The organism is Bartonella sp. MR168JLCBS (assembly GCF_042194175.1).
This window is the reverse complement of the sequence record NZ_JBHIMP010000003.1, coordinates 1-13,248: the sequence shown is the minus strand read 5'-3', so window position 1 is coordinate 13,248 and position 13,248 is coordinate 1. Positions and strand designations below refer to the sequence as shown.

General features: G+C 37.9%; 14 protein-coding genes. All 14 read right to left on the bottom strand.

The window, feature by feature from the left end; translation table 11 throughout:
- Nucleotides 1–220: 220 nt before the first annotated feature.
- Nucleotides 221–781: an invasion associated locus B family protein gene (locus ACFIK8_RS03275; protein ID WP_012754582.1), complete on the bottom strand. Its 561-nt coding sequence runs from the start codon at nucleotides 779–781 to the stop codon at nucleotides 221–223.
- 99 nt (nucleotides 782–880) lie between these two features.
- Nucleotides 881–1,402: an RNA pyrophosphohydrolase gene (locus ACFIK8_RS03270; RefSeq protein ID WP_375636027.1), complete on the bottom strand. Its 522-nt coding sequence runs from the start codon at nucleotides 1,400–1,402 to the stop codon at nucleotides 881–883.
- 39 nt (nucleotides 1,403–1,441) lie between these two features.
- Complete coding sequence (locus tag ACFIK8_RS03265; protein ID WP_375644656.1) at nucleotides 1,442–2,752, bottom strand: S41 family peptidase; 1,311 nt, start codon at nucleotides 2,750–2,752, stop codon at nucleotides 1,442–1,444.
- Entirely contained in the window at nucleotides 2,742–4,022 is a 1,281-nt protein-coding gene (locus ACFIK8_RS03260; protein ID WP_375636029.1) for a murein hydrolase activator EnvC family protein, read from the bottom strand. The genes ACFIK8_RS03265 and ACFIK8_RS03260 overlap by 11 nt, the downstream gene beginning before the upstream one ends.
- Before the next feature lie 96 nt (nucleotides 4,023–4,118).
- Entirely contained in the window at nucleotides 4,119–4,601 is a 483-nt protein-coding gene (rlmH, locus tag ACFIK8_RS03255; RefSeq protein ID WP_375636030.1) for a 23S rRNA (pseudouridine(1915)-N(3))-methyltransferase RlmH, read from the bottom strand.
- A 1-nt stretch (nucleotide 4,602) separates the two neighbouring features.
- On the bottom strand, nucleotides 4,603–5,046 hold the full coding sequence (rsfS, locus tag ACFIK8_RS03250) for a ribosome silencing factor (protein WP_375636031.1): 444 nt from the start codon (nucleotides 5,044–5,046) through the stop codon (nucleotides 4,603–4,605).
- 53 nt (nucleotides 5,047–5,099) lie between these two features.
- Entirely contained in the window at nucleotides 5,100–5,693 is a 594-nt protein-coding gene (locus tag ACFIK8_RS03245) for a nicotinate-nucleotide adenylyltransferase (RefSeq protein ID WP_012754576.1), read from the bottom strand.
- 29 nt (nucleotides 5,694–5,722) lie between these two features.
- A complete protein-coding gene (locus ACFIK8_RS03240; protein ID WP_375636032.1) occupies nucleotides 5,723–6,979 on the bottom strand; it encodes a glutamate-5-semialdehyde dehydrogenase in 1,257 nt (418 codons plus the stop codon).
- A gap of 45 nt (nucleotides 6,980–7,024) precedes the next feature.
- Entirely contained in the window at nucleotides 7,025–8,164 is a 1,140-nt protein-coding gene (proB, locus tag ACFIK8_RS03235) for a glutamate 5-kinase (RefSeq protein ID WP_375636033.1), read from the bottom strand.
- A gap of 1 nt (nucleotide 8,165) precedes the next feature.
- A complete protein-coding gene (gene obgE / locus ACFIK8_RS03230) occupies nucleotides 8,166–9,191 on the bottom strand; it encodes a GTPase ObgE (RefSeq protein WP_375636034.1) in 1,026 nt (341 codons plus the stop codon).
- A gap of 172 nt (nucleotides 9,192–9,363) precedes the next feature.
- Complete coding sequence (locus ACFIK8_RS03225; RefSeq protein WP_273790641.1) at nucleotides 9,364–10,092, bottom strand: RlmE family RNA methyltransferase; 729 nt, start codon at nucleotides 10,090–10,092, stop codon at nucleotides 9,364–9,366.
- A 29-nt stretch (nucleotides 10,093–10,121) separates the two neighbouring features.
- The gene (locus ACFIK8_RS03220) at nucleotides 10,122–11,432 is read right to left on the bottom strand and encodes a Ppx/GppA phosphatase family protein (RefSeq protein WP_375636035.1); all 1,311 of its coding nucleotides are present in this window, start codon (nucleotides 11,430–11,432) and stop codon (nucleotides 10,122–10,124) included.
- 947 nt (nucleotides 11,433–12,379) lie between these two features.
- The gene (locus tag ACFIK8_RS03215) at nucleotides 12,380–12,982 is read right to left on the bottom strand and encodes an invasion associated locus B family protein (protein WP_375636036.1); all 603 of its coding nucleotides are present in this window, start codon (nucleotides 12,980–12,982) and stop codon (nucleotides 12,380–12,382) included.
- Nucleotides 12,979–13,248: YadA-like family protein (locus ACFIK8_RS03210; RefSeq protein ID WP_375644661.1), on the bottom strand; the 270-nt coding region annotated here is incomplete at its 5' end. The genes ACFIK8_RS03215 and ACFIK8_RS03210, both read right to left, overlap by 4 nt.

Sequence of the window (13,248 nt, the reverse complement as noted above, 5' to 3'; positions counted from 1 at the left end):
ACCAGACATCTAAATTCTTCATCTCTCTATTTAATGACGATGCAGCTAGAAAACAAATATCAAAATTAAAAATAGCACATGAAAATAGAAGAAACAGCAAAAAAGTCTGAATATCCCTTATAGGATTAATCTTAAACCTCATCGTTTTAATTATTAATATATAAAAAACAAACTAACTAAAAACGGCCTTTTAAAGGCCGCTTTTATTTTATTTTTAAAATTATTTCTGCAAAGCAGTCAAACGGTTAAGAGCACTGCTAAAACCATTGAGCTGAACAAATAAATCATTCAAAGCTGGTTCACCTGCAGCAGCAATTGTCATTGCCAACTTTAACTGTTTTCCAGAACGTAAAGCTGCTACGTGATTTTTGTCAAAAACGACAGGAACCATGCAACCTGCTGGTACACAAGTCCGAATACCAGTTTCGATAACAGCTTTTCCCTCATCAACTTGTAAACGAACAGGCTTAGAAACCAAAATACCAAAAGGAACTGTTAAATTACCAGATACAACACCCTCAGCATTGAGAATAAGGCTCATAGCCACAACAACACGCCCCTGCTCATTTACTTCTTGACGGTGCATAAAACAAATTCTTTTCCCTTCTTGTATACCACAATTAATAGTCCACAAACCGTAGGTTTCAGTCAAAGAAGAAGCTCCATTTGGCAATGTCGCTGCCGCATCTTTTGATGCAGGAGTTTTTGAATTTGTCGCAAATGCAACAGATGAAATACTCAAGAGAGTAAAAACTATAAGTAAATTAAATAATTTTTTCATTTTATATTCCTGTTCTTTACATAAAAGAGAAACATGTTTATTATTTATAAATGATATAAAGCGTCTTAATAAAAAAGCTTTCTCATAATCATATAGCTTTTATAATGGTCTAAGGCTACCTCGAAATTCGCTGACAACTTTCATATAGACATGTTTTTTAAAAGAAACAGCGATCAACGGAAGGGTTTCTAGATCAATCCATTTCCATTGATCGAATTCCGCTTTATTGCCATCTGGTGGCGGATTAATCGCAATTTCAGAAAGCTTTCCCGTAAACTGGAAAGCAAACCACTTTTGTATTTGTCCACGATATTTATTGCTTAATGTACACCCAATAAGTTCTTGTGGAAAATCATAGTGGAACCAATTTTGTGCTTCTTTAATCAACTTTACAGATCGAATACCCGTTTCTTCATAAAGTTCACGATATGCTGCATCTAACGGTTTTTCATCTTCATCAATCCCTCCTTGAGGAAGCTGCCAACGATGAGATATCTCGGTCTCTGCATGAATAGGCGTCATTAAACGACGCCCAACCCAAACTTTACCCTCATGATTAAAGACAACAATCCCAACACATTTGCGATATGGAAGAATCTTCAAATTAATACCTGCATCCATTTAATATTCCTCAAAATCGCAAGCTATAGATATCATTTCTCACTTTAACACATCCTTATTGGGATCTGGTGGAAATGCTGCATTTGCCATTTCACCTCGTAACAGCTTATAGGCCTCATTCAATTGAATATCATCTTTAGGGTCTTTCGGAACAAAAGCAGCTGAACCAGATCCTTTATTACTCTCTCGTTTTCCTTTGATATGTCCTTTTAATGCAGACTCACCAACTTTTACATCATAACCCTTATATTTTTCAGGGAGTGGTTGCTCTACAATAATATCAGGCGTGATCCCTGTTCCTTGAATAGAAGTGCCAGATGGCGTGTAATAAAGTGCTGTTGTTAAGCGTAAAGCTCCATTTTCACCCAAAGGAATAATTGTTTGAACAGATCCTTTACCAAAAGACTGCGTCCCTAAAATTGTTGCACGACGATGATCTTGTAATGCACCCGCAACAATTTCAGAAGCACTTGCCGAACCACCATTAATAAGGACAATGAGCGGTTTTCCATGGATAACATCACCTGGCTTCGCATCAAACCTTATCACATCACTCTTTTTGCGCCCACGAGTCGACACAATTTCACCTTTATTGAGAAAAGCACTCGAAACATTAACAGCTTGATCTAAAAGCCCACCAGGATTAAGTCGCAAATCAAGAACGTAACCTTTTAGCTTATCTTCAGGAATTTTAGATTGGATATCTTTAATTGCCGCCAGAAGATTACCTAATGTCTGCTCAGAAAACTGGATAACTCTTAAATATCCAATATCGCCCTCAACCCGATACTTCACCGCTTTTACCTTGATAATATCACGAACAATCTTCACTTCAAATGGCTTATCAACGCCAGAACGAATAATTGTTAAGGTAATTGGTGTTCCAGGAGCACCTCGCATCTTATTAACAGCTTCATTCAATGTTTGACCATTCGTTTGTACATCATCAATTTTTGAAATAAGGTCTCCTGCTAAAATACCTGCTTTTGAAGCGGGAGTATCATCCATTGGTGAAACAACTTTAATCAAGTTTTTTTCCATAGTGACCTCAATACCAAGACCTCCGAACTCTCCTTTCGTAGAATCCCGCATATCCTTGGCTTCTTCAGCATTCAAATAAGATGAATGAGGGTCCAGTGATGTGAGCATGCCATTGATAGCATTTTCAATGAGCTTTTTATCATCTGGAACTGTAACGTACTGCATACGCACGCGCTCAAAAACATCGCCAAATATAGCTAGCTTTTTATATGCATTATCTTCATTATTCGCAGCAACAGACTGCACCATAATCATTGAACAGGCGCCGAGCAATACCCCAGCGACCAAAAGAATAACTTTACGAATCATTTTGGCTCCTTCTTATTTTTTCAGTCTGCCACCAAGGAGTTGGATTTACAGGTTTTCCCTGCTTTCTAAACTCAATGTAAAGCATTGGAGAAGTTTTTCCTATATCCAATGCAACACTGTTTGAAATAAATTGCATCTCCATTATACCCAGAGGCTCACCAGAAAGGACAAACTGCCCCTGTTTTACATTAATTCTCGACATTCCAGTAAGAATAATATGATAACCATTTCCAACATTAAGAATAATTAACTGTCCGTAAGAACGAAATGGCCCAGCAAAAGCAACAAAAGCATCTACAGGTGATATAACAACAGCTCCTGACTCTGTTTCTATCGTTTCACCAAAGCGCGTAATCTGCGAATTTTTGTTAGAGCGATGTATTCTTTTTCCTGAAACAGGAAAAAGTAAAGAACCTTTTCGGCTTTCAAAATTGGACTGTTCTAACAATTGCAAACTTTTCCGTACCTGTACTGATGCATCAGAGCTAAGTTTTGACTGACGGTCGAGCTCTAAAATCAATTCTTCCAAAGACTGCGCTTTTTTAGCAAGAGCAATATTTTTTTGTTGCTGTTCTGTAAGTTCTTTTTCTGATTTTTTTTGTAGTTTGTTTTTTTTGTCTAATAAAAGCTCTAGACGTTTTCGCTGCTCTGCTTGATTTTGCAGTTTTGTCTTTAATGCCGTATATTCCGTAGTAATGGAATTACTCAAATTGGTCAACTCCTTGAGTTTCTGTGTTAAATCTCGTGTTTTCTCTTGCATCTGAGGAATAACAGTACCTAATAAAACAGAACTACGTATAGAAGCCAACGCGTCCTCTGGCTGTATCATAAGAGCAGGAGGCGGATTCAATCCCATACGTTCCAAAATTGCAAGAACTTCCGCAAATTCAGTGCGACGATTTTTTAAACTTTGATAGACTTGTACCCGCTCTTCTATCATTTTTTTAAGCTTTTCTTCCCTTTTAGCAATATCATCTGCTACTGTACGTTCTTCTTTAGCCGCCTTTATGAGTGCATCACTCAAAACACGTTGATCTTTTTTTAAATGCTCAACCTGATGCGTAAGAAAAGCAACACGCTCACGCGAAAGTGAAATGTTTTGGCGAATTTCTCCTAATTCTTTATGTGCTTCCGTACTCCTCATTGTATCTTCCGCATGCGATACAGAAAAGCAAAAAAACATACTCAAGAGCAAAATGACAAATATCACGCACTCCCCATATAAATATAGCATCTTTCTATGAAGAAGCTTTTTCATTTGCCCAACCATGACACCTCATCGTATACATTAGAGATGCTTTAAATGGTGTCAGCTAAAACAATATTAATAAATATATAAATAAGTGCTAAAAATTGCACAAAAATATTAAAAACGATGATACGGATGATTATTTTCGATTGTCACAGCGCGGTAAAGTTGTTCTGTAAGAAGAATACGTGCGATTTGATGTGGCCACGTCATCAAACCAAAAGATAAAAGAAAATCAGCATGCTTCCTTATTTGTTCATTATGTCCATCAGGTCCTCCCAAAGCAATGACGACATCTCGAATGCCTTCATCACGATAACACCTCAATTTTTCAGAAAAAGAAATTGAAGAAATCGATTCTCCACGCTCATCTAACACAATTAATCGACATTTTTCAGGTAAAAATTCAATAAGTCTTCTCCCCTCTTCCTCCATACGTTGACACGCTGTTTGAGCACGACTTTCTGGTATCTCTTGTAATTTTTTTAAATGAAAGCCTACAACTCCAGAAATTTTAGAAAAACGATCCAAATAATGCTGAACTAATTTTTGCTCCGCCCCACTTTTCATACGACCAACCGCAAAAATAGAAATTTGCATTTTAATGATCTCCGAAGAGAAGCAAAGCTGTATCGTTTAAATCCGGAGTCATCCATATTTTTTCTAAATTATAAAAAAGGCGAATTTCTGGACGAAAAAGATGAATGATAATATCACCTGTATCAATCAATACCCAATCACCTCCAGCAAGCCCTTCTACACGCGCAAGCCCCTGCCCATTATTTTTCCAAGTATGTAATAAATGATCAGCAACAGAAGATACATGACGCTGCGAATTTGCTGAAGCTATGACCATATAATCAGCCAAAGATGACTTCCCCCGAATATCAATAGAAACAATATCTTCTGCTTTTGTATCTTCTAAGCTCTTGAGAATAACTTCAAGACTCTCTCTAACAGAAAAAACTTTTTTTTCTTTTGAAGGCATACTATCGTAAGAGTGTTTGTGTGCAATATTTTTCAGATCAATATCCTTTCTTATCATTGTGGAATCTAAAAAGAGATTTCTCTAAAGAGAAGCAGAATCTTATGAAATGTTCAAGAAAAATCATTCTTTTTCAAACGCAGGTTTGTTGAAGATTGAAAAGATAAAGGTCCATGCAAATAAGTCCAAACTGGTGGCTTGATAAAAGGTAATCGCTTACTTTCTCTCTCATCCAAACGAAAACGACGATAAATATGTGCCATAGGAGAAGAAAGTGCCGACCGATTGCCTAAAGGACGATCAATAATCGCAATAGGAAGCATAGAAACGATATCATGCCATCGATACCAATGATGTATCGTCGTAAAACTATCTGCCCCCATAATCCATACAAAATTTACGCCACTGTAATGGGTAAGAATATGAAAAATTGTATCTATTGATACTTTGCTCCCTATAGCCTGTTCAAAACCTGTTAAGCGAATTTTTGGATGGTCAATAAGTTTAAAACTTAATTGCATTCTCTCCTCTAAAGAGAGCAACTGTGTACGATCCTTTAAAGGATTTCCTGGAGTGATCATCCACCATAACTGATCAAGATGCAAACGCCGAATGGCAATTTTTGCAACAAGAAGATGCCCTGCATGCGGTGGATTAAAGGAACCACCAAAAAGACCCACAACATTGGATCTTTCAACATGTGGCATACAATTTTTCCATGGAAAAAATGGTGTTCTCAAGCTCTAACCTGACCATTTCCTTTAACATGATATTGAAATGAAGTTAGCTGTTCAACACCTATCGGGCCACGTGCATGCATTTTTCCTGTTGCAATACCAATTTCCATTCCAAAACCAAATTCACCTCCATCAGCAAATTGTGTGGACGCATTGTGCAGCAAAATAGCTGAATCTAAATGATTAAAAAAATTCTTCACCACTTCCAAATCCTCAGCAATAATCGATTCCGTATGTCCTGATGAATAACGCTTGATATGAGAAATGGCTCCCTCAACACCCTCAACCGTTTTAACAGAAAGAATAGCATCAAGATATTCATGCGACCAATCTTCTTCAGAAGCTAATTTGACATCTGGCATAAGAAAAACAATATCTTCTGTAGCACGAATTTCACACCCCTTCTCCTGTAAAGCAGTTAAAACAGGAAGAAACTTTTTTAATGCCTGACTGTCAATGAGAACTGTCTCAACAGCACCGCATATCCCTGTCCGCCGCAACTTTGCATTTAAAACAATATTGCGTGCCATATCTAAATCTGCCGATTTATCAATATAAATATGACAAAGTCCCTCCAAATGAGCAAAAATTGGAACACGTGCATCAGACTGAACGCGGGCAACAAGGCTCTTTCCACCACGTGGTACTATCACATCAATCGCTCCATCCAATCCTTTGAGCATTTCCCCAACGGCAGCGCGATCTGTCGTTCCAACCATTTGAATAGCATCTTTGGGTAAACCAGAGCGCTCTAAACCTTGTACCAAAGCTACATGAAGAGCATGAGAAGAATGAAAGCTATCCGAACCACCACGCAAAATCGCAGCATTGCCTGCTTTTAAGCACAAAGAACTCGCATCAACTGTAACATTTGGACGACTTTCATAAATAATACCAATCACACCAAGAGGTGTTCGTACACGACTTATATGAAGCCCATTTGGACGTTTCCACGCGCTCATGACCTGTCCAACAGGATCAGATAAACGAGCAACTTGGCGAACACTGTCTATCATTGCACGTAAACGCAAGTCATCTAATTTTAGCCGATCAATCATTGCAGCTTTCAAATTATTCTGAGCAGCATTCTCTAAATCTTGACAATTCGCCCGTAAAATCTCATCTGACTGAGCCTCCAGACTTAAAGCGATCATTTCCAATGCATTGTTCTTTTGCTCAGAAGAAGCAACAGCCAACGCTGCAGCGGCATAGCGCGCTTTTTGTCCCATATCTTTCATTTGTTCTTCTAAAGTCATCGTATCATCCACTCTGCCAAAACAATAAAAACAAAAGTAACTTTTTTAAACAGAATTGGTCAAGCAACGTACAATCATATCATTACGATGCACCATAGCAGAGCGCGCCTCATACCCAAGAATAGCTTCAATTTCTTCACTTTTATGTCCTATAATGCGTACAGCCTCATCTTTGTCATAGCTTACAAGTCCACGCGCAATCTCAACTCCATCTGTACCAACAATTGCAACCGTATCCCCACGCTGGAAATTTCCCTCAACGGCAATAACCCCTGCAGCTAATAACGATTTTCCTGTTTCAAGGGCCCTAATGGCTCCTTGATCAATCGTCAAAACACCAGATGGATCTAAATGACCAGAAATCCATGTTTTCCAAGCACTGACAGATTTCTTACTTGCCGCAAAAAAACTCTTACGTTCACCTTTGTCAATTGCAGCAAGGGGATTCATACGCTTGCCTGAGGTGATAATCATCGCCGTTCCAGCAGCATTAGCGATTTTTCCGGCATCAAGCTTAGTCTTCATTCCTCCCCGTGAAAACTCTGAAGCAGCAACATCTGCCATTTTTTCGATATCATGCGTAATGGATGCAACAAAAGGTATAAATTCAGCCGTAGGATCACTATGGGGAGACTTTGTATAAAGACCATCAATATCAGATAAAAGTATTAAAAGATCTGCCCTCACCATTGTTGCCACACGTGCAGCTAAACGATCATTATCACCATAACGAATTTCAGTTGTTGCAACAGTATCATTCTCATTAATAACAGGCACAGCTCCCAAATATAAAAGCATCTCAATCGTTGCACGTGCATTGAGATAACGCCTTCGCTCCTCCGTATCAAATAAAGTGAGCAAAATTTGGCCTGTTTTGAGCCCATGTTGAGCAAGCGCATCACCATAGGTTTTTGCTAACTCAATTTGCCCCAAAGCAGCACATGCCTGACTTTCTTCCAATTTCAAAACGCCCTTAGGAAGCTGTAGCAATGTCCTTCCTAAAGCAATAGCGCCTGAAGACACCAACAATATCTCTACGCCTTTTTTGTGCAATTCAACAACATCACTGATCAAGCTTTTAAGCCATTCAACCCGTAAACCTGTCTGAGGATCAACCAAAAGGGCAGATCCAATCTTGACCACAATACGTTTATAGTGTGTAAGTTTTTGCGATCCAACAGCCATCTCAATCAACCTTGCTATCCCCACTGATCTCCTCTTTGCTTGACATTTCAATAATATGTGCACCAGCCCGCAGCACATTTTCTAAACCTTCGCGGCTAACCGCAGAAAACATCATAACAGGTTGACCCGCAGCTCTTTGCAAAGCTTCTTGTTTCGTTTTACGCTCTTCAATTGTCAGAGTATCTATCTGGCTTAAAGCGACAATTTCAGTCTTATCACTTAGATTATTTCCATATGCCTCAAGTTCATGACGCACAATTTGATATGCTTTTGCTACATCTTCTTCTTGAGAAGAAATCAGATGAAGCAGTACGCGACAACGTTCTACATGTCCTAAAAAACGATCTCCAATTCCCACACCTTCATGCGCTCCTTCAATTAATCCTGGAATATCAGCCAAAACAAATTCACGACCATCAATACGTACAACACCAAGATGAGGATGTAGAGTGGTAAAAGGATAACCTGCAACTTTTGGTTTTGCAGCCGTTACAGAAGCTAAAAAAGTTGATTTTCCAGCATTAGGTAAACCAACAAGCCCAGCATCAGCAATTAATTTCAAGCGAAGCCATACTGCGCGCTCTTCTCCAGCCAAACCTGGATTTGCACGACGCGGTGCCCGATTTGTCGATGTTGTAAAATGAAGATTACCAAAACCGCCATTCCCTCCTTTTGCAAGACGATAGCGCTGCCCCACTTCCGTTAAATCACAGATTAACGTTGTATTATCTTCTTCAAAAATTTGCGTCCCAACCGGAACTTTAAGGATGACATCGTCACCCTTTTCACCCGTCATATTACGACCCTTGCCATTCCCCCCTGTTTTTGCTTTAAAATGCTGTTGGTAGCGATAATCAATCAGCGTGTTAAGCCCATCAACAACAAGAGCCCAAACATCACCACCCCGTCCTCCATTCCCTCCATCAGGTCCCCCAAATTCTATGAATTTTTCACGACGAAATGATACTGCTCCAGAACCTCCATTACCAGAACGAATATAAACCTTAGCTTGATCAAGAAATTTCATTGGAAGCACTCTCTGAGGAATCAATCTCTCTACCTCTATAGGCAATACATTAGTTTTACCAGTTTTTCATCATTGATAACAGAAAAACTGTCAATATCGCCGATAACTCTTTGAGAAAAAATCATCACATCTAAATAGGTTAAGTAAAGTTAAATCTTCTTAAAAGAAGGCGCTATTCTTGTATTTTTGTTTTTCCCTTAAATTCAAGTGCTAGAAGATAAAGCTCTACTGATTCTGATCGGCTTGCAGGCGGTTTAACATGATAGACTTTTTTAAAATGCTGTTTTAGTATTGTGAGAAGAGTGTTTTCTGCTCCTCCTTGAAAAGCCTTTGCTAAAAAATGTCCCCCAGGCTTAAGAACCGAAAGAGCAAAATCAGCCGCAACTTCACATAAATAAATCGTTCTTAAATGATCCGTCTGACGATGACCTGTTGTTGGCGCTGCCATATCAGAAAGAACCACATCCGGTTTTGTCCCTAAAGTTTCAATTAATTTCTGCGGTGCATCTGTATGCAAAAAATCCATTTCCAACATGGCAACTCTAGGCAATGGATCAACATGTAAATAATCAATACCAACAACGCTAGGATCTTCATCACTTGACCCTACTATACGCTCAGCCACCTGACACCATCCCCCAGGTGCTGCTCCTAGATCAATAACCTTTTGACCTTTTTTCAAAAACCTATAACGCTCATTAATTTCAATGAGTTTATAAGCCGCACGCGAACGATAACCATCTACTTTTGATTGATGGACATAAGGATCATTCAGATGCCTCTCTAACCATCGTCGTGATGAAGCTTTAATGGTTCCTGCTTTCTTTTTTACGCGCTGATATAATTCATGTGACCCTGAACCTCCGTAGCCACCCCTCGGTGTTTTTGTTGTTTTTTTCATCGTTATTCATTGTCTCCATATTTAATTCTCTAACGCTTGAAATCTCCGCTCTTTCTATGACGACACCATACCCTATCGCGTAACATCAGCTCTATCAAAATTCCTTCCCTTAATCCACGATCAGCAACTCTTAAACGCTGACTTGGCCAAACTTCCCGAATAACATCTAAAATTGCACAACCAGCTAAAACTAAATCTGCTCTCTCGCGCCCAATAAAAGGACTTACGACACGTTTTTCTATATCCCATGACAATAGGCGTTTTGTCATAAGAGTAATGTCTGCATCATTCATCCAAATGCCATCCACTTTTTTCCTATCATAACGCTCTAAATTAAGATACATTCCTGCTAAAGTCGTAACTGTACCGGAGGTTCCCAAAAGATGAAACTTCGAACCTTGCGCTAACTCTCCTAATTTATGACGATCTGAAAAATTATTTAATAACCCTCGCACATAGCTTTTCATTTTTTCAAAATCATCTAAGCTAATATCATTCCCTCCAAAACGTTCAGAAAGCGTAACAACACCAACAGGAAGAGAAGTCCAAGCGATAATTTGTCTAGCTAAACGAAAAGAACGCTTTTGAGAAACATCAAGTAGCACAATTTCTGATGATCCCCCTCCAATATCAAAAAGCACAATTGCGTCAGTATTTGGTTCAATAAGTGTACTACACCCTGTAACAGCAAAACGCGCTTCTGTTTGCCGATCAACAATTTCCAATTCAAGACCTGTCTCCTCCAAAACACGCTGAATAAAATGTTTACCATTTTCTGCAGAACGACAAGCTTCTGTTGCAATCAAGCGATAACGCTTAATATGCCTTTGTTTTAGCTTTAAATGACAAATCTTTAATGCTTCAATCGCACGATCCATAGCTCGTGTATTAAGAAAACCATTATTTATTAAACCTTCTCCCAATCTTACAATACGAGAAAAAGCATCAACAACACGAAAATATCCAGGCTTACTGGGAGATGCGATAAGAAGACGACAATTATTCGTTCCGAGATCAAGTGCTGCATAAAGAGGTGGAGACTTTACTGGAGGGAACCGTCGAAGAAAAGGCGCTTTGAGTTTTTTTGTTTTTTGAGCACCTATCATTATCTGACTATGAAACTCAAAAGCTGTCTCAGATTGAACAAAAGCCTGTTTCTGTTCATAATGTTTTTTTCTCTGTTGTCTCTTTATATCAACAAAAACAGAGTATGATTCTGTTCGTGACAATGCAGAACGATTATTTGTATTACTACCGCACTGATCATACAACTGATCTGCTTTGGTATCGTATATTTCTCCTCGCTTTAACTCTTTTGAACCATAGTTTAACGGGGTCATTTCTCTTATCCCTTGAGCGTTCCCCCCAATAAATAAACGCGAAAACTCTTCTTCTCATTCCTAAATAAAGCAATAATGCAGCATCAAAAATGCAGCATCAAATGATAAATACAAGAAATCATTCTTTCTTTGCCTATCATTAAAATTTTCTAAACTAGCATCATTCAGATTTTTGTATAATCTTTTGGTTGTTTCCGTGAAATCATGCTTCTCTTTATGAACTTAAAACTATAAATTAATCGTTTACGTTCGCATCAATTTTTATAAATTTTGCTCTTTTCTTTATACCATTTACACGGAGCACACTTCTATTGTAACAAACCTACATTATCATACTATTTGCTGACTCTTAAGGTCACAACAACCTATACATTAGTACGGTTTATAAAAAATTTTTTCTTTTTTCAATCTCGTTATCCACACACGAGCCTTATTTGTTGTATGCAATGAAATGGCTTTGATTATGCTGGAATAAAAGTTCCATAATACTACAAAATGCAATTACAATAGCTGTTATTTTGTGAATACCAATTAAAACTATCGTTCAAAAAATTCTCTAGGATTATAAATTTATCTGAAAAATATTAATGCTTAATCAGACCGCTCTAAAAATCCATTTAAAGCTTTAAAAAAGAATTTAGCCTACTTATTATTGTAAGGAATCTATCTTTTTAATTATTTTAAATCGAGTATTTCTAATCTTTTTTACTTCTAATAACTCACGAAACCACTCTTTAAGCTTTATGGAAAATACTAACTTTATTTTCTATTACATATAAAGAACTTATTGTGACTTTATATTCATAAAACTCTCACTCTTTCCAATAAATCAGCTCGATGTCATATTATATAAAAATTCTTACTTATTTGACCTTATAATTTACACTCAAAAATATAATACAACGATTTATGAAAAAATGACTCTTGTTAAAAATACTCGATGGATTCTAAGGACGTAAAGAATTAAGTGCTGCATTTAACCCTTTAAATGGTACAGTAAAAGAAAATACCTTTCCTTCTTTAAGTTTATAGGAAATACGTACTTTATTGTCCTGCTCTATTTGTTTAGTCAAAACCGGCCCTACAGGCGATTGTGCCAAACAAACGGTTTCATTGCATTGCGTATAATGAATAAGAACAGGTTTTTTAACACCTTTTACAAACATTTGAATCGGAACATTTATATCAGAATTTGGCAATGTTCGAAAAAGCATCACTGCTTGACCACTTGTCGTAGACACAAGAGACCAACTAAAAATGGTATTTCCTTCTTGATCATGAACAGTCTGTGTCACATTACATATACCTTGCTTATGTTTAAGCTTTTGTTTTTCGTCACAAATCAAAGTCCAGTCATAAAACTGCATAATAATTCGACGTGTTTCACCAGGTTCTCCCTTAGGTATCGATAAGTGCGGTGGATGCACTGTATAAATATTATTGTTCTCGTTAGCAAAGCTTTTGCTCTTGCCTATTAAGGCAAGAGCAAACAGAACCTTTACTAAAATACTTCTCTTTTTTACAATAACAGCCATTTTTTCTATTATCATCTCAACCTCAGAGTAATTCCAGCACCTATCCCCCAGTGACCTCCAGCACTCGTAATAGATACATTCGAGCGAATATTTCCATCTTCAGATGTATAACCAGCCCCAATAGCAAATGCGGATTGACTGCGCCACAAACCACTACCAAATGAAACACTTAAAGATCCTGGTATATCATAGTAACGTAAGTTGGACACCGCTAAACCAATCGCTGCTGCTTGTCTTGCTTCCTTGCGAACATCCTCAATAGCATAATTTAGCGTCTCAAA